The following is a 22,372-nucleotide window of genomic DNA, read 5'->3' as shown; positions in this document are numbered from 1 at the left end:
GCAAGGTTCCCCCATGAACTCTTCGACACATCGCAGCGTGCCGCCCAACGGCGCGCGCTGGCTGACCCAGGCGCTGGAGGCCGAAGGCGTCCGCACGCTGTTCGGCTATCCAGGTGGCACCATCATGCCGTTCTACGACGCGCTGGTGGATTCGTCGCTGAAGCACATCCTGGTACGCCATGAGCAGGGCGCGGCGCTGGCCGCCAACGGCTTCGCCCGCGCCAGCAACCAGGTCGGCGTCTGCGTGGCCACATCCGGCCCGGGCGCCTCGAACCTGGTCACCGGCATTGCCGATGCGATGCTCGATTCGGTACCGATGGTCTGCATCACCGGCCAGGTCGGCACGCCGCTGCTGGGCACCGACGCCTTCCAGGAACTGGATGTGTTCGGCCTGACGATGCCGATCGTCAAGCACAGCTGGCTGGTGCGCAGCGTCGATGACCTGCCGCGCGTGGTGGCCGATGCGTTCCGCATTGCCCGTGAGGGTCGCCCCGGCCCGGTGCTGATCGACCTGCCCAAGGATGTGCAGTTGGCCGATGCCAGCCATCTGCCGGCGCATGTGCCCAGCAGCGTCGAACCGCCGCCGGCGCCGGCCGAGGCCGCCATCGCCGAGGCCATCGCCGCGCTGGCCGCAGCCGAGAAGCCGGTGGTCTACGCCGGTGGCGGCATCGCGCTGGGCGATGCCGTGCAGGACCTGCGCGACTTCGTCGAGGCCAGTGCCATCCCCACCGTGATGACCCTGCGCGGCCTGGGTGCCCTGCCGGCCAGCCATCCGCAGTCGCTGGGCATGCTGGGCATGCACGGCACTCGCGCGGCCAACATGGCGGTGCAGGAAAGCGACCTGCTGCTGGTGCTGGGGGCGCGTTTCGACGACCGTGCCACCGGCAAGCTGGCCGAGTTCGCCCCGTTCGCCCGTGTGGTCCACATCGATGCGGACGCCTACGAGATCTCCAAGCTGCGCAGCGCCGATGTCGCCGTGCCTGGCAACGTCGGTCACGCCATCCGCGCCCTGCGTGCGGCCTTCCCCTCCCCCAAGGCCCACCAGGAGGCGTGGCGCAAGCGCTGTGCGCAGCATCGCGATCGCTTCGCCGCACGCTACGACGCACCGGGCCAGCACATCTACGCACCGGCGTTGCTGAAGCGCCTGAGCGAGCTGGCCCCGGCCGATGCGGTGATCGCCTGCGATGTCGGCCAGCACCAGATGTGGGTGGCCCAGCACTGCCGCTTCAACCACCCGCGCAACCACCTGACCAGCGGCGCGCTGGGCACCATGGGCTTCGGCCTGCCGGCGGCGATGGGTGCGCAGTTTGCCTGCCCCGACCGCACCGTGGTGCTGGTGTCCGGCGATGGCAGCTTCATGATGAACGTGCAGGAGCTGGCGACCATCGCCCGCTGCCGCCTGCCGGTGAAGATCGTGCTGCTGGACAACAGTTCGCTGGGCATGGTGCGGCAGTGGCAGGAGCTGTTTTTCGCCGAGCGTTACAGCGAGATCGACCTGTCCGACAACCCGGACTTCGTGGCACTGGCGCAGGTGTTCGGCATCGCCGCCACCCGCATCGACAACCGCGACGACGTGGAAGGCGGCCTGGCCGCGCTGCTGGCCGAGCCGGGCCCGGCCCTGCTGCACGTGGCCATCGATGCACGCGCCAACGTGTGGCCGCTGGTGCCGCCGAACACCGCCAACAGCACGATGCTGGAAAGCAACCCCGCCCATGCCCGCCAGGAGACCCCCAATGCAATACCGGCTTGACCTGGTGCTGCACCCGGCCGAAGGCGCGCTGCTGCGCGTGATCGGCATGGCCGAACGTCGCGGCTTCGCGCCGCGTGCGATCAGCGGCGCGCCGGTAGCTGCCGACGATGGCCGCTGGCACCTGCAGCTGGTCGTGGATGGCCAGCGCCCGGCGGAAACGCTGTGCCGGCAGATCGAGAAGATCTACGACTGCGTGTCCGTACAGGTCACCGCCGTGGAAGGAGTATCGCCATGAACACCCGTACCGTAGCGACCACGGTGCCGGTACGGAGGCGTCTTCTTCGCCGCCCGTGCCCGCATGCGGCGGTCTTCGGCACCGCGCTGGTGGCCCATGCCGGCCGCTGATGCCAGCCAGGAAAGCGATGTCGGCGACGTAAGCGTTGCCGACGTTCTGGCAGCGCAGGCCCGCCTGCGCCGCTTCCTGCCGCCCACCCCGCTGCACCATGCCGAGCGCTTCGGTACCTGGCTGAAGCTGGAGAACCTGCAGCGCACCGGTTCCTACAAGGTGCGCGGCGCGTTGAACGCGCTGCTGGCCGGTCGCGAGCGCGGCGACACCCGCCCGGTGATCTGCGCTTCGGCCGGCAACCACGCCCAGGGCGTTGCGTGGGCGGCCTATCGGTTGGACGTGCCGGCGATCACGGTGATGCCGCATGGCGCGCCGGCGACCAAGATCGCCGGCGTCGCCCATTGGGGCGCCACCGTGCGCCAGCACGGCAACAGCTACGACGAGGCCTACGCCTTCGCGGTCGAACTGGCGCGGCGCCACGGCTACCGCTTCCTGTCCGCGTTCGATGATGCCGACGTGATCGCCGGCCAGGGCACGGTCGGCATCGAACTGGCCGCGCATGCCCCTGACGTGGTGATCGTGCCGATCGGCGGCGGTGGACTGGCCTCCGGCGTAGCCCTGGCGCTGAAATCACAGGGCGTGCGCGTGGTTGGTGCACAGGTAGAAGGCGTTGATTCGATGGCGCGCGCGATCCGTGGCGATGTCCGAGAGATCGCCCCCGTCGCCTCGCTGGCCGATGGCGTGCGAGTGAAGATCCCCGGCTTCCTGACCCGCCGCCTGTGCACCTCGCTGCTGGACGACGTGGTGATCGTGCGCGAAGCCGAGCTGCGCGAAACCCTGGTGCGGCTGGCGCTGGAAGAACACATCATCGCCGAGGGCGCCGGCGCGCTGGCGCTGGCTGCCGGCCGCCGCGTCGCCGGCCGCCGCAAGTGCGCGGTGGTGTCCGGCGGCAACATCGATGCCGGCGTGCTGGCCGGCCTGCTCACCGACATCCGGCCGCGCCCGCCGCGCAAACCGCGGCGACGGCGCAGCGAAACACCCCGCTCGCCCGCCAGGGCCAGCGCGCCGTCCTCCCCCACCTCTTCCCCTTCCCACCTGCAAGCCGCAACGCCCGCTGTCGAGGAGATTTCCCTGTGACCACCATCGAACGAATTACCACCCCGCGCATCCGCATCTTCGACACCACCCTGCGTGACGGCGAGCAGTCCCCCGGCTGCAGCATGAGCCCGCCGCAGAAGCTGGTGATGGCGCGTGCGCTGGACGAACTGGGTGTGGACATCATCGAAACCGGCTTCCCGGCCAGCTCGCAGTCCGACCGCGAGGCGATGGCACTGATCGGCCGCGAACTGCGCCGACCGAGCCTGAGCCTGGCGGTGCTGTCGCGCTGCCTGCAGGCCGATATCGAGACCTCGGCACGTGCACTGGAAGCCGCGGCCAACCCGCGCCTGCACGTGTTCCTGTCGACCAGCCCGCTGCACCGCGAACACAAGCTGCGGATGACCCGCGAGCAGGTACTGGAATCGGTACGCAAGCATGTATCGCTGGCACGCTCGTACATCGACGATGTCGAATTCTCGGCCGAGGATGCCACCCGCACCGAGCTGGACTACCTGATCGAAGTCTCGCGCGTGGCCATTGCCGCCGGCGCCACCACCATCAACCTGCCCGACACCGTCGGCTTCACCACGCCGGAAGAAATCCGCGCGATGTTCCAGCAGGTCATCGCCGGCGTGGCCGACGTTCCGAACGCCGCCAATGTGATCTTCAGCGCGCACTGCCACAACGACCTGGGCCTGGCCGTGGCCAACTCGCTGGCCGCCATCGAAGGTGGCGCGCGCCAGGTCGAGTGCACCGTCAACGGCATCGGCGAGCGCGCCGGCAACTGCTCGCTGGAAGAGATCGCGATGGTGCTGAAGGTGCGCCAGGCCTTCTACGAGCAGGACAGTTCGATCAACACCCCGCGCATCGTCGGCACCTCGCAGTTGCTGCAGCGCCTGGTCGGCATGCCGGTACAGCGCAACAAGGCCATCGTCGGCGCCAACGCGTTCGCCCACGAATCGGGCATCCACCAGCACGGCATGCTGCGCCATCGCGGCACCTACGAAATCATGCGTCCGGAAGACGTGGGCTGGGAGGATTCGCAGATGGTGCTGGGCCGCCACAGCGGTCGCGCCGCTGTTGAAGCGCGCCTGCGCGCGCTGGGTTTCTGGCTGGACGAAGACGAACTGAAGCTGGTATTCGAGCAGTTCAAGGGCCTGTGCGAGCAGCAGCGCGTGGTCACCGATGCCGACCTGCAGACGCTGATGCAGGGCGGCTCCAATGCACAGGGCTACCGCTTGGCCTCGATGACCATCAGCGATGTGGGCAGCCGCGCCAACGCGCTGGTCGAACTGTCCGACCCGGACGGCAACCGCGTGGCCGAAACCGCACAGGGCGACGGCCCGGTCGATGCGCTGTTCGGCGCGCTGTCGGCCGCCACCGGCGTGCAGCTGATGCTGGACAGCTACCACGTGCACAGCGTCGGCATCGGCGCGGATGCGCGTGGCGAAGCCAACCTGAGCGTGCGCCACGAGGGCGTGGAGTACGACGGCACCGGCACCAGCAAGGACATCATCGAAGCCTCCGCGCTGGCCTGGCTGGATGTTGCCAATCGTCTGCTGCGCCAGCGCCAGGCCGCCGCCCACAGCAGCACCGACGTTCCCACCCCCGCCACCGCCTGAGGAACCCGCCATGAGCGCCTTCGACACCCCCACCCCGGCCAGCGCCGCTGGCCAGCAGTGGAATGCCCAGGACTATGCGATCGATGCCGGCTTCGTGCCTCTGCTCGGCGGCGCGGTCTCGCGCCTGCTCGACCCGCGCGCGGGTGAACGCATCCTCGACCTGGGCTGTGGCGATGGTGTGCTCAGCACCGAACTGGCGCTGAGCGGTGCGCGCATCCACGGCGTGGATGCCTCGCCGGAACTGGTGATCGCCGCCCGCGCGCGCGGTGTCGATGCCCAGGTGATGGACGGCCACGCACTGTCGTTCGACAGCGAGTTCGATGCAGTGTTCAGCAACGCGGCACTGCATTGGATGGGCACTCCCGACCGCGTGCTGGAAGGCGTGCGCCGCGCCCTGCGCCCCGGCGGCCGCTTTGTCGCCGAATTCGGTGGCCATGGCAACGTGGCCACGATCATCGCGGCGGTACAGGCCTCGCGCGTGGCCCACGGCCATGGCGCCAGCACCTTCCAGTGGTATTTCCCGACGGCCGATACCTACGCCGACCGCCTGCGCCAGCATGGCTTCCAGGTGCAACTGATCGAGTGCACGCCGCGCCCAACGGCATTGCCGACCGGCGTGGCCGGCTGGCTGCGCGTGTTCGCCGCGCCGCTGCTGGACGACCTGCCAGCCGAGGCACGCGCTACGGTGCGCGAGGCCGCGAGCGCGCTGCTGGCCGAGCTGCCGCGCAACGCCGCCGGCCAGCCGCTGGCGGACTATGTGCGGCTGCGCGTGCTCGCCCGCCGTCGCTGACTTGACCGTTCCGCCTTCTTTACTGATGTTCGCTATTTCGTACTTCTGCCAGGCATACGCATGACTTCCGCTCCCCGCACCCTGTACGACAAACTGTGGGACGCCCACGTGGTGGTTCCCGAATCCGACAGCGCGCCCGCCGTGCTGTACATCGACCTGCACCTGATCCACGAGGTGACCTCGCCGCAGGCGTTCACCGAGCTGCGCGAGCGCGGCCTGTCGCCGCGCCGCCCGGACCGCACCAAGGCGACGATGGACCACTCCACGCCGACCCTGCCGGCCGCCGCGGACGGCACGCTACCCTATGCCAGCGCCGCCTCCGAGGCACAGGTCGCCACGCTGGCACGCAACTGCGCCGAGCACGGCATCGAGCTGTTCGACATGGCCTCGGACAATCGCGGCATCGTCCACGTGATCGCGCCGGAACAGGGCTTCACCCAGCCGGGCATGACCATCGTCTGCGGTGACAGCCACACATCCACCCACGGGGCCTTCGGTTCGCTGGCGTTCGGCATCGGCACCAGCGAAGTCGGCCATGTGCTGGCCACGCAGTGCCTGCTTCAGCGCAAGGCGAAGACCTTTGCGATCACCGTCGATGGCCCGCTGGCGCCCGGCGTCGGCGCCAAGGACGTGGTGCTGCACATCATCGGCGTGATCGGCGTCAACGGCGGCACCGGCCATGTGATCGAGTTCCGTGGCAGCACCATCGAAGCGATGGACATGGAACAGCGCATGACCCTGTGCAACATGTCGATCGAGGCCGGTGCACGCGCCGGCATGGTGGCGCCGGACCAGGTCACCTTCGACTTCGTCGCCAACACGCCGCGCGGCCCCAAGGGCGCCGACTTCGAGGCCGCGGTGGCGCGCTGGCAGCAGCTGCGCAGTGATGAGGGTGCACGCTTCGACAGCGAAGTGCACATCGACGCCACCGACATCCGCCCGACCCTGACCTGGGGCACGCATCCGGGCACCGCCATCGCGGTGGATGCGCCGATTCCCGCCGCCAACGATGCCGCCGCACAGAAAGGCCTGGACTACATGCACTTCCAGGCCGGCAAGGCACTGGCCGGCACGCCGGTGGACGTGGTGTTCGTCGGTTCGTGCACCAACGGCCGCCTGAGTGACATGCGCGAGGTCGCGCAGGTGCTGCGCGGCCGCCGTGTCGCTGAGCGGGTGCGCATGCTGGTGGTGCCAGGTTCGGAGATCGTCAAGCGCGAGGCCGAGGCCGAGGGCATCCACGAGATCGTGCGCGCTGCCGGAGCCGAGTGGCGCGAGCCGGGCTGTTCGATGTGCATCGCCATGAACGGCGATCTGGTCGCGCCCGGCCAGCTGGCCGTGAGCACCAGCAACCGCAATTTCGAGGGCCGCCAAGGCCCCGGTTCGCGCACCCTGCTGGCTTCGCCGATGAGCGCGGCGTGGGCCGCGGTCAACGGGCACGTGGCCGATACCCGCGAACTGTTCGCACAGGAGGTGGCGTGATGGCCGGTTTCCGTACCCTGACCTCGGCCAGCGTGGTGCTGCGCCAGACCAACATTGACACCGACCAGATCATCCCGGCACGGTTCCTGTCCACCACCGAGCGTGCCGGCCTGGGCCGCAACGCGTTCAATGACTGGCGCTGGCAGGCTGATGGTTCGCCGGTGGCCGACTTCGCCTTCAACCAGCCGCACAACGCCGGCCGCAGCATCCTGCTGGCGGGCCGCAACTTCGGCTGCGGTTCTTCGCGCGAACATGCGCCGTGGGCGCTGACCGACCTGGGCCTGCGTGCCATCGTCAGCAGCGAGATCGCCGATATCTTCCGCGGCAACGCGCTGAAGAACGGCCTGCTGCCGATCGTGCTGGACGAGGCCGACGTGCAGGCGCTGATGCAGCGCCCGGACGATGAGCTGACCATCGACGTGGCTGCGCGCGAACTGCGCACGCCCGATGGCCGCGTCTATTCCTTCCCGCTGGATGGCTTCTCGCAGACCTGCCTGCTGGAAGGCGTCGACCAGTTGGGGTATCTGTTGGGCCGTGTCCCTGAAATCGAACGTTACGAGAGTGAGCATGCACGCTGAAATTGTTGTCCTGCCCGGTGATGGCATCGGCCCGGAAGTGGCCGCCGCGGCAGTGGCCGTCCTGAAGGCCGTCGCCGAGCGCTTCAACCACACCTTCACCTTCAGCGAGCACGACATCGGTGGCGTTGCCATCGACCGCCACGGTGAACCGCTGCCGGCGTCGACCCTGGAAGCCTGCCAGGCCGCCAACGCGGTGCTGCTGGGCGCGGTCGGCGGCCCGAAGTGGTCCGACCCGAACGCCAAGGTGCGTCCGGAACAGGGCCTGCTGGCAATCCGCAAGGCACTGGGCCTGTATGCCAACCTGCGCCCGGTGCGTACCCATGAAGCCGCGCTGCACGCCTCGCCGATCAAGGCCGAGCTGCTGCAGGGCGTGGACTTCGTGGTGGTGCGCGAGCTGACCGGTGGCATCTACTTCGGCGACAAGACCCGCGACGCCGACAGCGCCAGCGACCTGTGCCGCTACACCGTGGCCGAGATCGAACGCGTGCTGCGCAGTGCCTTCCGCCTGGCGCAGCAGCGTCGCGGCAAGGTCACCTCGGTGGACAAGGCCAACGTGCTGGAGACCTCGCGCCTGTGGCGTGACGTGGCCGCTCGCATCGGCCGCGAGGAGTTCCCGGAGGTGGCGCTGGAGCACCAGCTGGTCGATTCGATGGCCATGCACCTGCTGGCCAAGCCGCGCGAGTACGACGTGATCGTCACCGAGAACATGTTCGGCGACATCCTCACCGACGAAGCCTCGATGCTGGCCGGCTCGCTCGGCCTACTGCCGTCGGCCTCGCTGGGTGAGCCGGGTGCGGTCGGCATCTACGAACCGATCCACGGTTCGGCCCCGGACATCGCCGGCAAGGGCATCGCCAATCCGTACGCGACGATCTTCAGCGCCGCGATGCTGCTGCGCCATTCGCTGGGGCTGGAAGCCGAGGCTGCGGCGGTGGAAGCTGCAGTGCACGCCGTGCTGGACGATGGCGTGTTCACCGCCGATCTGGCCGCCAAGGGCCAGGCGGTGAGTACCGCCGCTGCCACCGACGCCGTGCTCGCCAAGCTGCGCTGACCCATCGGGCAACACCTGTAGAGCCGAGCCATGCTCGGCTCATGCAACAGCAGTCGAGCATGGCTCGACTCTACAGGTAGCAGGCAGCCACGCCAGGCGTGGCTGCATTATTTGGTGGTGTACCCACCATTGACCAGGATGGTCTGCCCCGTCATCCACCAGCCATCAGTGACCAGGAAGCGGATCCACGGCACGATATCGGCGATGTCGGTCAGCCCGGTGCGGGTGAACGCCGAGAGCGCGGCCGCGGTCTTGTGGTACGCCTGCGCATCGGCACTCTCGGCCGGGTAGAAGAACGGCGTGTCCATCGGGCCGGGCCCGATCGCAGTCACCGAGATGCCGCGCTCACCGAACTCCTTCGACGCCGCACGGGTGAAGTGCTCGACTGGCGCCTTGGTACCGGCGTAGCTGGAATAGAACGGCGTGTAGGCACCCAGCAATGAGGTGACCAGGGTGCAGATGCGACCACCGTCGTTGACGTGGCGGCCGGCTTCCTTGAGGAAGAAGAACGCCGCCTTGGCGTTGACCGCGCTCATCTCGTCGTACTCCGCTTCGCTGATGTCCAGCAGCGGTTTCTTCAATACCTTGCCGACCGTATTGATGGCGATGTCGGGACGGCCGACTGCGGCCACGGCATCGGCGAACAAGCGCTCCATCGCTGCCGCCGAGGTCAGGTCGCCCTGCAGGGCCACCGCCTTGCTGCCGGCGGCCTGCACTGCGGCTACAGTCGCTTCTGCATCGGCCTGGGTAGCGGCACTGTTGTAGTGGATGACGATGGCTTTGGCGCCCTGTGCGGCGAAGTCGCGGGCGATCAGGCCGCCGAGGTTCTTGGCGCCACCGGCGATCAGCACGGTCTTGCCCTTGAGGGAATGCTCGGTCATGGCTTCGGTCTCGGGAGGGGGCTACCCGGGGTGGCAACCCTGCCCTGACGACGATATCGTGCAGAAAAAGCGGATAAAGCCCGCCACATTGACTTAACTTTCCAGAGCCAGCGAACAATGGACCGGATCGATCGCTTCCGCATCTTCACCCGGGTCGTGGAGTGCGCCAGCTTCACCCGCGCCGCCGACCAGCTCGGCCTGCCCCGCTCGACCGTTTCGGCGGCGGTGGCCGAGCTCGAACAGCGGCTTGGCACCCGCCTGCTGCAGCGCTCGACCCGCCGGGTGTCCACCACCCATGATGGCGACGTGTTCCATGCCCGCTGCCTGCGCCTGATCGCCGAGGTCGAGGACGCCGAATCGCTGTTCCGTCAAGACGATGCGCAACCGGTCGGTCTGCTGAAGATCGACGTGCCCAGCCGCATCGGCCGCCGCATCATCGCACCGGCGCTGCCCGAATTCTTCGCGCAGTATCCGCAGGTGGAAGTGGACCTGGGCATGACCGACCGCGCGGTAAACCTGATCGAGGACGGTTGCGATGCGGTGCTGCGGGTCGGTCAACTGGGCGATTCCAGCCTGGTGGCGCGCACGCTGGGCCAGCTCGACTTCGTCAACGTCGCCGCGCCCGCTTACCTGCGCGAACACGGCGTGCCGCAGCATCCTGCCGACCTGCCGCAGCACCGCGCGGTGAACTACGCGTCGCCGACCACGGCACGGGTGGAATCGTGGGAGTGGCAGGACGGCGGCCAACTGCGCACGCTGCCGATGCCCGGCTGGGTGCGTGTGAACAGCGCCGAGGCATCGATTGCATGCTGTGTGGCGGGGTTGGGGTTGCTGCAGATTCCGCGCTACGACGTGCAGGCCGAACTGCAATCCGGCGCGTTGGTGGAGGTGATGCCACAGCACGTGGCGCAGCCCTTGCCGGTGACGCTGTTGCAACCGCATCGGCAACACCGCGCGCAGCGTGTTCAGGTGTTCATCGAATGGCTGCTGCCGGTCTTGAGGGCCGGCCTGCAGCTGCAGTAGATCCACGCCATGCGTGGATGGGGCATCCGTGCCAACCAAGGTTGGCCCCCACCTGGGAAGGGACCAACCGGCATGGGTGGGGCCAGACCCTTTTCCCGGAGGAAAAGGGATCCGACCCCGGTCGGCGTTACGCCCCGGATTCGTCCGGCTTCACCCGGAACCACGCCGCATACAGCGCCGGCAGGAACACCAGCGTCAGCACCGTACCGACGATCAGGCCGCCCATGATCGAGATCGCCATCGAGCCGTAGAACGCGCTGCGCGACAGCGGAATCATCGCCAGCACCGCCGCCAGCGCGGTCAGCACGATCGGGCGGAAACGGCGCACCGTGGCATCGATGATCGAATGCCAGCGGTCATGCCCGGCATCGATGTCCTGCTGGATCTGGTCGATCAGGATCACCGAGTTGCGCATGATCATGCCGGCCAGCGCGATCGTGCCCAGCAGCGCGACGAAGCCGAACGGCGCCCGGAACAGCAGCAGGAACAGGGTCGCGCCGATGATGCCCAGCGGCGCGGTCACCAGCACCATCGCTGCACGCGAGAAGCTGCGCAGCTGCAGCATCAGCAGCGTGGCCACCACCACCAGGAACAGCGGCATGCCGGCCTTGATCGAGTTCTGGCCACGTGCCGAATCCTCCACGGTACCGCCGGTTTCCAGCAGGTAACCACTGGGCAGCTCGGCACGGATGCCATCCAGTGTGGGCAGGATCTGATGAACCACGTCCAGCGCCTGCATGCCATCACTGATGTCGGCGCGCACGGTCACCGTCGGCAACCGGTTGCGGTGCCAGATGATGCCGTCCTCGAAGCCGTACTCCATCGTCGCCACCTGCGACAGCGTGATGCTGCCACCGTTGGCGGTGGGCATCGACAGGCTGGACAGCAGCTCCAGCTGGTTGCGCTCATCGGCCGGCCCGCGCAGCAGCATCTCGATCTGGCGATTGCCTTCGCGATACACGCTCACCGACTGCCCGGCCAACGAACTGGACAGGAACTGGCTGACCTGGGCGCTGCTAACGCCCAGCGCACGGGCGCGCTCCTGGTCGACCACCAGGCGCACCACCTTGCTCGGTTCGCTCCAGTCCAGGTTGACGTTCATCACGTGCGGGTTCTCCCGCACCTTGGCCTCGACCTGGCGCGCGATCGCCTGCACCTTCTCGATGTGCTCGCCGGAGATGCGCATCTGCACCGGATAGCCGACCGGCGGTCCGTTCTCCAGGCGGGTCACGCGCATCTGCACGTCCGGGAACTTCGGGATCACCTCGTGCAGCAGCCAGTCGCGGGTGCTCTCGCGCGCCTTGATGTCCTTGGCCAACACCACGAACTGGGCGAAGTTGGTCGCCGGCAGCTGCTGGTCCAGCGGCAGATAGAAGCGCGGCGAACCGGTGCCCACATAGGACACGTAGTTGGCAATGCCCTCGCGGTGGGACAGCAGCTTTTCCAGCTTCTCGGCCTGGGCCTGGGTCGAGCGCAGCGAGGCGCCCTCGGCCAGCTCGATGTCCACCATCAGCTCCGGCCGGGTCGAGTCCGGGAAGAACTGCTGGGGCACGAAGCGGAACATCATCAGCGAGAACACGAACAGGGCGATGGTCGCGGCGATCACCCACCAGCGATGGCGCAGGCAGGTATCGAGGAAGCGGCGGAAGCTGCGATAGAACGGGCGCTGGTACGGATCATGGTCGTGCCCATGCTGCGGCGGCGCAATCAGGTTGGCCAGCGCCGGGTAGCGGTCGGCCCACTGCTGGCGCTTGGCATGCCAGCGCGCGGACAGGCTGCCCGGCTTGGGCGGCTGCGGATTGAACAGGTCCGGCAGCATCTTGTCACCCAGGTAGGGAATGAACAGTACGGCCGCGATCCACGACACCACCAGCGCGATGGTCACCACCTGGAACAGCGAACGCGTATATTCACCGGTGCTCGATGCCGCCGTGGCGATCGGCAGGAAGCCGGCTGCGGTGATCAACGTACCGGTCAGCATCGGGAACGCAGTCGATTCCCAGGCGAAACTGGCCGCGCGCAGGCGGTCGTAGCCCTGCTCCATCTTGGTGGCCATCATCTCCACCGCGATGATCGCATCGTCCACCAGCAGGCCCAGCGCCAGCACCAGCGCGCCCAGCGAGATCTTGTGCAGGCCGATGTCGAAGTAGTGCATGACGAAGAAGGTCATCGCCAGCACCAGCGGAATGGTGACGCCCACCACCAGGCCGGTGCGCAGGCCCAGCGAGAAGAAGCTGACCAGCAGCACGATCACCACCGCCTCGGTCAGCACCTGCACGAACTCGCCGACCGACTCTTCCACCGATTGCGGCTGGTCGGACACCTTGCGCAGCTGCATGCCGGCCGGCAGGGTCTTCTGCAGCCGTTGGAACTCGGCATCAAGGTTGGCACCGAGCTTGAGGATGTCACCGCCATCCTTCATCGCCACCGCCAGGCCGATCGCCTCTTCGCCCATGAAGCGCATCTTCGGCGACGCCGGATCGGCGAAGCCGCGCTTGACCTCGGCGATGTCACCCAGGTGCACGGTGCGGTCGCCAGCACGGATCGGGAACTGGCGGATTGCTTCGATGTCGTTGAACTGGCCGGTCACGCGCAGCTGCACGCGATCGGTGGCGGTCTCGAAGAAGCTGGTGCCGGTGACCGCATTCTGGTCGGCCAGCGCCTGCTGTACCTGCTGCATCGACACACCCAGCGTGGCCAGGCGGGTGTTGGACAGCTCGATCCAGACCTTCTCGTCCTGCAGGCCGACCAGGTCGATCTTGCCGACATCGGGCACGCGCTGCAGTTCCAGCTGGATGCGGTCGGCGTAGTCGCGCATCACCGCGTAGTCGAAGCCCTTGCCGGTCAACGCATAGATGTTGCCGTAGGTGTCGCCGAACTCATCGTTGAAGAACGGGCCGACGATCTCGCGCGGCAGCGTCGCACGGATGTCGCCCACGCGCTTGCGCACCTGGTACCACAGGTCCGGGATCTGCCTGGAACGCAGGCTGTCGCGGGCCATGAAGATGACCTGCGATTCGCCGGGGCGCGAATAGGAGCGGATGAACTCGTACTCGCCGGTGTTCATCAGCGCCTTCTCGATCGGCTCGGTCACCTGGCGCGAGACCTGCTCGGCGGTGGCGCCCGGCCACAGCGTGCGCACCACCATCGCCTTGAAGGTGAATGGTGGATCCTCGGACTGGCCCAGGTGCTTGTACGACCACGCGCCGATCAGCGCGAAGGCCAGCATCGCGAACAGCACCAGCGGGCGGTTGGCCAGCGCCCACTCGGAAAGATTGAAGCGGCGCACCGGCTTACTCCCTGGCCTTGGCGGCAGCGGCCGGCGCGGCCGGCTTCAGCACCGGGCGGTTCTGCCGGTCCACGGCGATCACCGGCTGGCCCGCTCGCAGCAGGTGGCCACCGGCGGCAACCACCCAGTCACCCGAGTTCACGCCGGACAGCACCGGCACCGTCTCGCTCCCAAACGCACCGGTGGTGACCGAGGCGGCCTTCAGCGTGCTGTTGGCCGGATCGACCACCCACACGCTGGCAGCACCATTGGCACCGCGCTGCAGCGCGCCCAGCGGCAGCTGCAGGGTACCGTGGCGACCGGCGCTGCTGTAGACGCGCGCGCTCTGGCCCAGTTCGACATCGGCCAGCGCATCGGCGGCCAGGCTGACGCGGGTGGCATAGGTGCGTGCCTGCGGATCGGCGGCGGCGGCGATCTCGCGGATCGTACCGGGCAGGCGCTGGCCCGGGCGGTTCCACAGTTCCACCTCGACCGGCTGGCCGACCGCGTAGTCGCGGATGGTGGCTTCAGGCAGGTCGATCAGCACTTCGCGGCCGCCATCGGCGGCCAGGTTGAAGATGGTCTGGCCGGCGGACACCACCTGCCCGGCTTCGGCCTCGCGGCTGGCGATCACGCCATCGGCCGGCGCGCGCAGCTGCGCGTAGTCAGCCTGGTTGCGCAGCACATCGAGGTTGGCGCGGGCCGCATTGGCCTGGCCCTGCGCGGCCTTGAACGCCGCGGACTGCTGGTCCAGCTGCGAGCGGCTGACCAGTTGCTGGTCGGCCAGCACCTGGTAGCGCTTGAGGTCATCGCGGGCACGCACCAGGTCGGCCTCGGCCGCAGCCAGCTGCGCCTGTGAGGCACGGGCCTGCAGCGCGAAGTCAGCCACGTCCAGTTCGGCCAGCACGTCGCCCTTCTTCACCCGCTGGCCGGCATCGACGTGGCGCTTGACCAGGTTGCCTCCGACGCGGAACGACAGCGGGCTTTCCTGGCGGGCACGCACCGTGCCCGGGAATGCCGCCGGCGCCTGTCCGGCCTGTTCGCCGGGGTGAACCACCAGTACCGGCACGGCCGCCTGCGGCGCCTGTTCCTGTCCCGAACAGGCTGCCAGCGCAGCCACCCACACCATACCGCCCATCCAGCGCACGATCTTCATCGGTCAACGTCCTGAAAACACAGGGTTGCAACAAGGGGGAGCCGCGACTGCCGGCCCAATTTAATAAACCGGCCGGTATAGTATAAATATCGAACCGCTTGGTCTAGTATTGTTGCGATGAGTTCTTCCACTTCCCGCAAGCCGTCGGCCAAGCCTGCTGCCAAGGCCGCCGGACCCGGGCGCCCCAAGGATCTGGGCAAGCGCGCGGCGATCCTTGAAGCAGCCAAGGTACTGTTCATCGAACAGGGGTATACCGGCGTGAGCATGGACACCATCGCCGCCCAGGCCGGCGTCTCGAAGCTGACCGTGTACAGCCACTTCGGCGACAAGGAGACCCTGTTCTCCGAGGCCGTGCAGTCAAAGTGCATTGAAATGCTGCCCGATGCCCTGTTCGTGGCCGACACGGACGGCCCGCTGCGCGACCAGCTGATCGGCATCGGTCTGGCCTTCTTCGAACTGATCACCTCCGACGCGGCGATCTCGATCCAGCGCATGATGATGGCGCCGGAGACCGACGAACGCCTGCGCGAGCTGTTCTGGAAGGCAGGACCGGAACGTACCTGCGAGGCCCTGGCTGACTTCCTGCGGGCACGCGCCGAGCGCGGCGAGCTGGAAATCACCGACTATTCGCTGGCTGGCGAGCAGTTCCTGACCCTGGTCAAGGGCGAAGTGCACATGCATATGATGTGCGGCATGCCACTGTCACCGGTGGAATGCGACCCTCTTGCCCACGTGACCGCCAGCATCGACTTCTTCCTGCGCGCCTACGCGCCGCGAGGGGCCGGAACAGCTGAATAACCAAAACTGAACGAACCGGAGGTCGCGATGACTTCCGGCACTGCGACCCCGGCCCCCGGCAGCTGATGCTCTGGGCGCGCCGCCGGCCTCCGGCACCGGTAAAATGGCCGGCCCACTGCGCTGGATTTGAACCTCATGACGATTGATTACGCCCACGCCCGCGAACTGATGGTGGAACAGCAGATCCGTCCCTGGGACGTGCTGGACATCAAGGTGCTCGACGTCCTGGCCCGCCTGCCGCGCGAGGCTTTTGTCGCCGATGCACACCGGGCACTGGCCTACGCCGATGTCGAACTGCCGATCGGCCACGGCCAGAAGATGATGAAGCCGGTCATCGAGGGCCGTACCCTGCAGGCGCTGGACCTGCAGCCGGGTGACGAAGTGCTGGAAATCGGCACCGGCAGCGGCTTCCTGGCCGCCTGCATCGGCGCGCTGGCGCGCGATGTGCTGAGCCTGGAAATCGACCCGGAGCTGGCCGCCGCCGCGCGTGCCCGCCTGGACGCTTCCGGCCTGGGCAGCAACGTCCGCGTGGAAGTGGCCGATGCCCTGTCCTGGCAGACCGAACGCCGCTTTGACGTGATCTGTGTCACTGGTGCGGTCGACGTGGTGCCGTCACAGTTCGCCTCGTGGCTGCGTCCGGGTGGCCGCCTGTTCGTGATCCACGGCCGCTCGCCGGCGATGGAGGCCCTGCTGGTCAAGGCCGACGGCAGCTCCGAGTCCCTGTTCGAGACCGATATCGATTACCTGCGTGGTGCCGCCCCGGCCCCCCAGTTCCACCTCTGAGTCCAAGGAAGCCGCAATGATCCGCCGATCCCTCGCTGTTGCGCTGGCCACTGCCCTGCTGCCGTTGTCCGCCCATGCCGCCGACCTGCTGCAGGTCTACGAAATGGCCCGCAACGGCGATCCGCAGCTGTCGGCCGCCGAATCGACCCGGCTGTACGACAAGGAAGGCGCCGTGCAGGCGCGTGCCGCCCTGCTGCCGCAGATCAACGGCCAGGCCGCGCTGAACCGCACGCGCAGCGAGCCGAACGCCGACGCCAACTCCGGCTCGTTCACCAACAAGCGCCGCACCTACACGATCGACGGCAGCCAGACGCTGTTCAACTGGACCCAGATCAACAACCTGCGCTCGCAGCGTGAGCTGAGCAAGGCGGCGGACTTCACCCTCGAATCGGCCAACGACAACCTGATCGTGCGCACCTCGGCGGCCTACTTCAACGTGCTGGTGGCGATCGAATCGCTGAACGCCGCGCAGACCAACGAAGCGGCCGCGAAGAAGCAGTTCGACTTCGCCGACAAGCGCCTGGAAGTGGGCCTGGCGCCGATCACCGACGTGCACGAAGCACGCGCCCAGTACGACCAGGCGCGTGCCAACACCATCATTGCGCAGAACACCCTGGCCGATAACTACCAGGCCCTGACCGAACTGACCGGCCAGCCGGTGACCAACCTGCGTGGCCTGCCGGCGGACTTCCGCCCGGAAGTGCCGGCCAACCGCGGCAACATCGATGAGCTGGTGCAGCAGGCCACCACCCAGAATCCGGCGCTGAAGGCGCAGGAGCTGAAGGTCAGTGCGGCCGAAGCTGGCGTGCAGGCTGCCCGCGGTGGCCATTACCCGACCCTGTCGCTGGGCGGCAGCTGGGGCAAGAGCGCGACCTGGGGCGACAGCACCGGCGCCGGCTCGTTGTCGCCGGACGCACGCACCAACAGCATCGGCCTGACCCTGAGCGTGCCGATCTTCTCCGGTGGTGCCACCCAGTCGGGCGTGCGCCAGGCGCTGGCCCAGCGTGACATCGCCCAGGACGGCTACGAGCAGCAGAAGCGTGCCCTGGACCGCAATACCCGCAATGCCTACCAGACCCTGGTGCAGGGCATCAGCGAAGTGGAAGCCCGCCGCTTGGCGGTGGTCTCGGCGCAGAGCGCGTACGACGCTTCGCAGGTCGGCCTGGAGGTCGGCACCCGTACCGTGCTGGATGTAATCCAGAACCAGCGCATCCTGTTCTCGGCGCAGCTGGACTACGCCCAGGCCCGTTACACCTTCCTGCAGAACCGCCTGCTGCTGAGCCAGTCGCTGGGCGCACTGGACGTGGCCGAGCTGCAGGACGTGAACCGCCTGCTGACCCAGGACGCGGGCAATCCGGCAACGACGACGCACTGAGCCGTCGCCTGCCGGCAACGAAAAGCCACCCGCGAGGGTGGCTTTTTTGTGCGCGATGCACGGCCATCAGCCGGGCCACGCCCGCAGCCACCCGATGGCAGCCAGCATGCACAGTCCGGCGGCCACAGGCGCCAGCAGCGCAAGGCCACGTGCCAACGGTGACTGCCCGCGCAGTACGGCCAGGCACAGGGCGGCCATCACCACCAGCACGACCGGGCCGGGCAGCACCGGCAGGATGCCCGCGGGCACGCCGAAAGCCAGCACCGCCGCTGACAGAATCAACGCGACCGGCACCGCCCGCACATGCATGCCGATTGCTTCGTCATGCCGTGCCGGCCACAGCTGCATCGCCAAGCACAGGCCCACCCGCAGCAGCACCAGCAGCAGCGCGGCCAATCCGGCCGCGCCGGCCAGCGGCAGCAACGGCATCAGCCACTGCAGCTGCGGGTGCGGTTGCAGGGCTACCGCCAGCGGTCGCGTGCTGTCCAATGCAGGGAACTCGACCAGCCCGGCCTGCAATGCAGCGACCACGATCAGCAACAGCATGGCCAGCAGCAGCATGCCCGCCAGCAGCCGCGACTGGCGCGCCTTCACCTGCCCGCCCAAGCCGGGAAATCCAACCGCCAGGCCCACGCTGGCGAACGCACCCAGCAGCGGCACGCTCGCCGCCAATACACCACCAAGCCCAAAGCGATAGGGAGCCGTCGCCTCCGGCAGCCAGGGAATCCAGTGCGCGTAGTGCATGTAACGGGCTGCCAGCGCCACCAGCAGCAGGCCGGTCCCGATCTTCATCGTCAACAGCGCACACGCCACCAGAACCATTCGTCGCCACGGCAGCAACCCGACCACACCAATCAGAAGCACCGCCAGGCTGGCCATCAGCGGACCCGGCACCGCGTAGTCGGCCTCGACGCCACAATAGGCCAGCAGTGCACGCAGATGACGGGCCAGCGATTGCGCCACGCCACCCATGGTCGCCACCAGTTCCAACAACAGCGCGCCGCCGAGCACACCGGCGGATGCCCGGCCCCAGCACGCACGCAACACTCCCTGCAGGCCATCGACAGCCGGCAGCTGCTGGTTGAGGGCGTGCAGGCAATACAGCAGTGGCATCGTACCCAGTGCGGCCAGCAACAGGCTCAGCACGATGGCCGGCCCAGCCTCGGCCGCCGTGTGCTGGCCGATCAGCGCGACCACATTGCCCCCCAGCAGCAGCGTCAGCGCCACCACTGCAAGATGCTCCATGCCGGGCCGGGCATCACCGATGCCCTCCGGCCTGCTGCCCCCATCCATCGCAAGCTCCCTTGATATCCGTCCAAGCGCGGTCGACAGCAGGCTGGCAGCCTGCGCCGAAGGGCGGTATCAGAATCCTTGCCGTGCACGCCGCGATGTGACCGCAGACACGCCCAGCGACGCGCACCCGGTTCTGTCGCGACAGAACTCCGCCCGCTAAGCAGAATTGATGCAGTCGATCACGTCAGTCGACGGACTGGGCGCAGGCCTGTGCGGCCGGTGGACTCAGCCGCGCGGTGGCGGCAGATGTGGCGCGACCAGGGCCAGCGTGCGCTGCAAAGCGCCACGGCCATTGCTGATCAACGTGCAGCCTGCCCGCGCCATGTCCTCGCGCGCCTGCGGGTCCTGGAGCAGGTGCTGCAGCAGGTCACCCACCGCTTGCACGTCATCGCCGATCAGCAAGGCACCGGCCTCACGCATGCGGCGGGAGATCTCGGCGAAGTTGTGCAGGTGGGGGCCGGTCACAGCCGCAGTACCCATTGCCGCCGGTTCCAGCAGGTTGTGGCCACCGATCGGCTGCAGGCTGCCGCCGACGAAGGCAACCTGCGCGCAGGCATAGAACGGCATCAGCTCGCCCAGGGTGTCGATGACGAATACATCCGTGCCGGCCTCGGGCCATTGCTTCGCACGACGGGTCGCCACGCTCCAGCCCTGCTCGCGCGCCAGCGCCTCCACCTTCGGGAAGCGCTCGGGGTGCCGCGGCGCCCACAGCAACAACAGGTCGGGGTGCTGCTGGCGCAGGCGCCGATGCAGGTCGATCACCGCCTGCTCCTCGCCATCATGGGTACTGGCCGCGATCCACACCGGGCGCCCGGCGGGCACGCAGGCGTGGAACTGCTCGACGAAGCCCTGCACATCCGGCGTGGCGATATCGAACTTGAGGTTGCCCAGGGCCTGCACCTGTTCCCGCGCCGCCCCCAGCTGCACGAAGCGCGCGGCGTCGTCCTGCGACTGCGCGGCCACGCAGGTGACCGTGCGCAGCGCACGGCGGATCAGCGCCGCCAGCACCCGGTAACCGCGCAGCGAACGCGCAGACAGGCGGGCGTTGAGGATATAGACCGGGATATGGCGGTCGCGGCAGCCGAACAGCATGTTCGGCCACAGCTCGGTTTCCAGGATCAGCGCCAGGCTGGGCTGGAAGTGGCCGAGGAAGCGGTTGACGCTGCCCGGCACGTCGTACGGCAGATAGACGTGGTCCAGCGCGTCCCCCCACAGCGCACGCACGCGCTCCGAACCGGTCGGCGTGATGGTGGTGATGACCCAGCGGATGTCCGGACGCTGTTGGCGCAGGGCATTCACCAGCGGCGCGGCGGCATTGACTTCGCCCACCGAGACCGCATGCAGCCAGACCCGCGGCTGGCCGGTCGGCTGCGGATACGAGGCATAGCGCTCGTCCCAGCGCCGGAAGTATTCACGGACCCGGAAACCGCGCCAGACCAGGTGGTACACGGTGATCGGCAGCAGGATGTAGAGCACGGCCGAGTACAGGCCGCGCAGGATCCATTCGGCAGGGTCTTTGCGCATGCGGCAAGGATACGGGAGCCCCCCGGGAAAGACACGCTGCCGGGTTGGTAGAATGGCGCCATGTCCGATGCCACCACCGCCGTCCGTCCGTCGCTGCGCGATCCCCGCAACTGGCCGATGTTCGCCGCCATGCTCGGCGCCTTCGCCATCGCCCGCCTGCCGTGGATGCTGCAGCGTGCGCTCGGTCGTGGCGTGGGCTGGATCAGCTGGCGCCTGCTCGGCAGCCGCCGTCGCGCCGCCGAAGTCAACCTGCGGCTGTGTTTCCCGGAAAAGGACGAAGCCTGGCGCCAGCGCCTGGTGCGCGACAGCTTCGACGCACTGGGTGTGGGCGTGTTCGAGTGCATCCGCGCGTGGTGGGGCAGCATCGACCGCATCCGCCCACAGGTGCAGATCGAAGGCCTGGAACATCTGCGGCGGATGCAGGCCGAAGGCCGCGGCGTACTGCTGGTGTCCGGCCATTTCATGACCCTGGAGATGTGCGGCCGCCTGCTGTGCGACTACGTCGATCTTTCAGGCATGTACCGCAAGCACAAGAACCCGGTGTACGAGTGGGCGGTGAAGTTCGGCCGCCTGCGCTATGCCAAGGCGATGTTCGCCAACGAGGACATCCGCGCGACCGTGCGCCACCTGAAGAAGGGCGGCTTTCTCTGGTATGCGCCGGACCAGGACATGCGTGGCAAGGACACCGTGTTCGTCCCGTTCTTCGGCCATACCGCGTCCACTATTACGGCCACCCACCAGCTGGCGCGCATGACCGGCTGCGCGGTGATTCCGTACTTCCACCGCCGCGAGGGCGGAAAGTACTTCCTGAAGATCGGCGCGCCGCTGGAGAACTTTCCCAGCGAGGATGTGGAAGCCGATACCACGCGGGTCAACCAGGCCATCGAAGCGATGGTGCGCGAGGCTCCCGACCAGTACCTGTGGATCCACCGCCGCTTCAAGCGCCAGCCCGGCGGCCGGAGTGATTTCTACAAATAACGGTGGGGCGGGAGGGTTTCGTCCACGCATGGCGTGAATTTGATGACGCGGAGCATTCTGAAGTAGATCCACGCCATGCGTGGATGCTCTACATCCGGGTGCCGGCACCTACAACGGCCAACGGCACCATGCGTGCGGGTACTCACCCAACGTGCCGGCCAGGCCCGCACGGACCGGATTGGCCAGGATGTACATCGCCTTCTCATGAAGGGATTCATCGCTGCGTACGGCATGATCGTGGTAACCGTGCTGCCACAGCGCCCCTCGTCGCTCCAATCGCCGGTTCAGCAGTCGGCTGCTGCGTGATTTGAGCAGGGCCATGCACTCGGCCAGGGTTCCACTGCGCAGTTCCATCAACCAGTGCAGATGGTCAGGCATCACCACCCAGGCGAGACTGTGGCTGAAGCCCCTACGCTCGACGAAGCGCAGGGTGTCGATCAGGATCGCCATGTTCGCCGCATCGGCGAACAACGGTTCACGGCCAAGGGTTGCCGTGGTCAATGAGTACACGTTGCCGGTTCGGGAATACCGACCGTAGCGGAGTCTGGGGCTGGCCATGGCCCAGCGTGCGATACACAGGGAGGCACGGGTAGTGGAGGTTGGCGCGCATTTGCGTCGGGAAAGCCCCATCCACGCATG

The 22,372-nt window shown here is 67.8% G+C and carries 19 protein-coding genes; 13 read left to right on the top strand and 6 right to left on the bottom strand.

The window, feature by feature from the left end; genetic code table 11:
* Window positions 1-13: 13 nt before the first annotated feature.
* The 8 genes from ilvG (at window position 14) to leuB (ending at window position 8,654) form a co-directional block, all read left to right on the top strand.
* Window positions 14-1,750, top strand: a complete 1,737-nt coding sequence (gene ilvG / locus ROV95_RS09880; protein ID WP_312544189.1) for an acetolactate synthase 2 catalytic subunit — start codon at window positions 14-16, stop codon at window positions 1,748-1,750.
* The gene (locus tag ROV95_RS09875) at window positions 1,734-1,985 is read left to right on the top strand and encodes an ACT domain-containing protein (protein ID WP_005410947.1); all 252 of its coding nucleotides are present in this window, start codon (window positions 1,734-1,736) and stop codon (window positions 1,983-1,985) included. Before ilvG ends, ROV95_RS09875 begins: the two co-directional genes overlap by 17 nt.
* Window positions 1,986-2,081: 96 nt before the next feature.
* Window positions 2,082-3,173 carry a threonine dehydratase gene (locus ROV95_RS09870; RefSeq protein ID WP_021202140.1) on the top strand — a complete coding sequence of 364 codons (1,092 nt, stop codon included), beginning with the start codon at window positions 2,082-2,084 and terminating at the stop codon, window positions 3,171-3,173.
* Window positions 3,170-4,756, top strand: coding sequence for a 2-isopropylmalate synthase (locus ROV95_RS09865; protein ID WP_305098810.1), 1,587 nt, complete (start codon window positions 3,170-3,172; stop codon window positions 4,754-4,756). The genes ROV95_RS09870 and ROV95_RS09865 overlap by 4 nt, the downstream gene beginning before the upstream one ends.
* Before the next feature lie 10 nt (window positions 4,757-4,766).
* Window positions 4,767-5,546 (top strand): class I SAM-dependent methyltransferase, encoded by a 780-nt coding sequence (locus tag ROV95_RS09860; RefSeq protein WP_233653760.1) that lies wholly within the window; start codon window positions 4,767-4,769, stop codon window positions 5,544-5,546.
* 60 nt (window positions 5,547-5,606) lie between these two features.
* Window positions 5,607-7,025 carry a 3-isopropylmalate dehydratase large subunit gene (leuC, locus tag ROV95_RS09855; protein ID WP_312544185.1) on the top strand — a complete coding sequence of 473 codons (1,419 nt, stop codon included), beginning with the start codon at window positions 5,607-5,609 and terminating at the stop codon, window positions 7,023-7,025.
* Entirely contained in the window at window positions 7,025-7,603 is a 579-nt protein-coding gene (leuD, locus tag ROV95_RS09850) for a 3-isopropylmalate dehydratase small subunit (protein WP_058983536.1), read from the top strand. Before leuC ends, leuD begins: the two co-directional genes overlap by 1 nt.
* Window positions 7,593-8,654, top strand: coding sequence for a 3-isopropylmalate dehydrogenase (gene leuB, locus ROV95_RS09845; protein ID WP_021202145.1), 1,062 nt, complete (start codon window positions 7,593-7,595; stop codon window positions 8,652-8,654). Before leuD ends, leuB begins: the two co-directional genes overlap by 11 nt.
* A 107-nt stretch (window positions 8,655-8,761) precedes the next feature.
* Here the strand turns inward: leuB and ROV95_RS09840 are convergent, their stop codons facing one another.
* A complete protein-coding gene (locus tag ROV95_RS09840; protein WP_019662047.1) occupies window positions 8,762-9,535 on the bottom strand; it encodes an SDR family oxidoreductase in 774 nt (257 codons plus the stop codon).
* Between the two features lie 117 nt (window positions 9,536-9,652).
* Here ROV95_RS09840 and ROV95_RS09835 point away from each other — a divergent pair, with 117 nt between their 5' ends.
* Complete coding sequence (locus ROV95_RS09835) at window positions 9,653-10,558, top strand: LysR family transcriptional regulator (protein WP_134731357.1); 906 nt, start codon at window positions 9,653-9,655, stop codon at window positions 10,556-10,558.
* Between the two features lie 127 nt (window positions 10,559-10,685).
* Here ROV95_RS09835 and ROV95_RS09830 read toward each other — a convergent pair whose 3' ends face one another.
* Complete coding sequence (locus ROV95_RS09830; protein WP_188250322.1) at window positions 10,686-13,847, bottom strand: efflux RND transporter permease subunit; 3,162 nt, start codon at window positions 13,845-13,847, stop codon at window positions 10,686-10,688.
* Window positions 13,848-13,851: 4 nt separating this feature from the next.
* On the bottom strand, window positions 13,852-14,982 hold the full coding sequence (locus ROV95_RS09825) for an efflux RND transporter periplasmic adaptor subunit (protein ID WP_312544181.1): 1,131 nt from the start codon (window positions 14,980-14,982) through the stop codon (window positions 13,852-13,854).
* A 117-nt stretch (window positions 14,983-15,099) separates the two neighbouring features.
* On the opposite strand from ROV95_RS09825, the gene ROV95_RS09820 reads away from it, so the two are divergent.
* From ROV95_RS09820 to ROV95_RS09810, 3 genes are all read left to right on the top strand, one after another.
* Window positions 15,100-15,780 carry a TetR/AcrR family transcriptional regulator gene (locus tag ROV95_RS09820; RefSeq protein ID WP_019662051.1) on the top strand — a complete coding sequence of 227 codons (681 nt, stop codon included), beginning with the start codon at window positions 15,100-15,102 and terminating at the stop codon, window positions 15,778-15,780.
* 135 nt (window positions 15,781-15,915) lie between these two features.
* Window positions 15,916-16,563 (top strand): protein-L-isoaspartate O-methyltransferase, encoded by a 648-nt coding sequence (locus ROV95_RS09815; protein ID WP_019662052.1) that lies wholly within the window; start codon window positions 15,916-15,918, stop codon window positions 16,561-16,563.
* A gap of 16 nt (window positions 16,564-16,579) precedes the next feature.
* Window positions 16,580-17,938 (top strand): TolC family outer membrane protein, encoded by a 1,359-nt coding sequence (locus ROV95_RS09810; RefSeq protein WP_005419128.1) that lies wholly within the window; start codon window positions 16,580-16,582, stop codon window positions 17,936-17,938.
* A gap of 66 nt (window positions 17,939-18,004) precedes the next feature.
* Here ROV95_RS09810 and ROV95_RS09805 read toward each other — a convergent pair whose 3' ends face one another.
* The gene (locus tag ROV95_RS09805; RefSeq protein WP_058983544.1) at window positions 18,005-19,231 is read right to left on the bottom strand and encodes a hypothetical protein; all 1,227 of its coding nucleotides are present in this window, start codon (window positions 19,229-19,231) and stop codon (window positions 18,005-18,007) included.
* Between the two features lie 225 nt (window positions 19,232-19,456).
* Window positions 19,457-20,755, bottom strand: coding sequence for a lipid IV(A) 3-deoxy-D-manno-octulosonic acid transferase (gene waaA, locus ROV95_RS09800; protein WP_058983546.1), 1,299 nt, complete (start codon window positions 20,753-20,755; stop codon window positions 19,457-19,459).
* Window positions 20,756-20,815: 60 nt separating this feature from the next.
* On the opposite strand from waaA, the gene ROV95_RS09795 reads away from it, so the two are divergent.
* A complete protein-coding gene (locus ROV95_RS09795) occupies window positions 20,816-21,733 on the top strand; it encodes an LpxL/LpxP family Kdo(2)-lipid IV(A) lauroyl/palmitoleoyl acyltransferase (RefSeq protein WP_058983548.1) in 918 nt (305 codons plus the stop codon).
* A 108-nt stretch (window positions 21,734-21,841) separates the two neighbouring features.
* On the opposite strand, the gene ROV95_RS09790 is transcribed toward ROV95_RS09795, so the two are convergent.
* Window positions 21,842-22,291 carry a transposase gene (locus ROV95_RS09790; RefSeq protein WP_021204348.1) on the bottom strand — a complete coding sequence of 150 codons (450 nt, stop codon included), beginning with the start codon at window positions 22,289-22,291 and terminating at the stop codon, window positions 21,842-21,844.
* Window positions 22,292-22,372 lie beyond the last annotated feature (81 nt).

The sequence above is a fragment of the Stenotrophomonas maltophilia group sp. msm1 genome, from assembly GCF_032025805.1.
Classification (GTDB): domain Bacteria; phylum Pseudomonadota; class Gammaproteobacteria; order Xanthomonadales; family Xanthomonadaceae; genus Stenotrophomonas; species Stenotrophomonas hibiscicola.
Note: the sequence above shows the minus strand (reverse complement) of the source record. Positions and strands in the feature narration are given on the sequence as shown.

What these genes read in the sequence shown, in the direction of transcription:
- ilvG (WP_312544189.1), top strand. Translation starts at nt 14, where the DNA reads ATGAACTCTTCGACACATCGCAGCGTGCCGCCCAACGGCGCGCGCTGG.
- ROV95_RS09875 (WP_005410947.1), top strand. Translation starts at nt 1,734, where the DNA reads ATGCAATACCGGCTTGACCTGGTGCTGCACCCGGCCGAAGGCGCGCTG.
- ROV95_RS09870 (WP_021202140.1), top strand. Translation starts at nt 2,082, where the DNA reads ATGCCGGCCGCTGATGCCAGCCAGGAAAGCGATGTCGGCGACGTAAGC.
- ROV95_RS09860 (WP_233653760.1), top strand. Translation starts at nt 4,767, where the DNA reads ATGAGCGCCTTCGACACCCCCACCCCGGCCAGCGCCGCTGGCCAGCAG.
- leuC (WP_312544185.1), top strand. Translation starts at nt 5,607, where the DNA reads ATGACTTCCGCTCCCCGCACCCTGTACGACAAACTGTGGGACGCCCAC.
- leuD (WP_058983536.1), top strand. Translation starts at nt 7,025, where the DNA reads ATGGCCGGTTTCCGTACCCTGACCTCGGCCAGCGTGGTGCTGCGCCAG.
- leuB (WP_021202145.1), top strand. Translation starts at nt 7,593, where the DNA reads ATGCACGCTGAAATTGTTGTCCTGCCCGGTGATGGCATCGGCCCGGAA.
- ROV95_RS09840 (WP_019662047.1), bottom strand. Translation starts at nt 9,535, where the DNA reads ATGACCGAGCATTCCCTCAAGGGCAAGACCGTGCTGATCGCCGGTGGC.
- ROV95_RS09835 (WP_134731357.1), top strand. Translation starts at nt 9,653, where the DNA reads ATGGACCGGATCGATCGCTTCCGCATCTTCACCCGGGTCGTGGAGTGC.
- ROV95_RS09825 (WP_312544181.1), bottom strand. Translation starts at nt 14,982, where the DNA reads ATGAAGATCGTGCGCTGGATGGGCGGTATGGTGTGGGTGGCTGCGCTG.
- ROV95_RS09820 (WP_019662051.1), top strand. Translation starts at nt 15,100, where the DNA reads ATGAGTTCTTCCACTTCCCGCAAGCCGTCGGCCAAGCCTGCTGCCAAG.
- ROV95_RS09815 (WP_019662052.1), top strand. Translation starts at nt 15,916, where the DNA reads ATGACGATTGATTACGCCCACGCCCGCGAACTGATGGTGGAACAGCAG.
- ROV95_RS09810 (WP_005419128.1), top strand. Translation starts at nt 16,580, where the DNA reads ATGATCCGCCGATCCCTCGCTGTTGCGCTGGCCACTGCCCTGCTGCCG.
- ROV95_RS09805 (WP_058983544.1), bottom strand. Translation starts at nt 19,231, where the DNA reads ATGGATGGGGGCAGCAGGCCGGAGGGCATCGGTGATGCCCGGCCCGGC.
- waaA (WP_058983546.1), bottom strand. Translation starts at nt 20,755, where the DNA reads ATGCGCAAAGACCCTGCCGAATGGATCCTGCGCGGCCTGTACTCGGCC.
- ROV95_RS09795 (WP_058983548.1), top strand. Translation starts at nt 20,816, where the DNA reads ATGTCCGATGCCACCACCGCCGTCCGTCCGTCGCTGCGCGATCCCCGC.
- ROV95_RS09790 (WP_021204348.1), bottom strand. Translation starts at nt 22,291, where the DNA reads ATGGCCAGCCCCAGACTCCGCTACGGTCGGTATTCCCGAACCGGCAAC.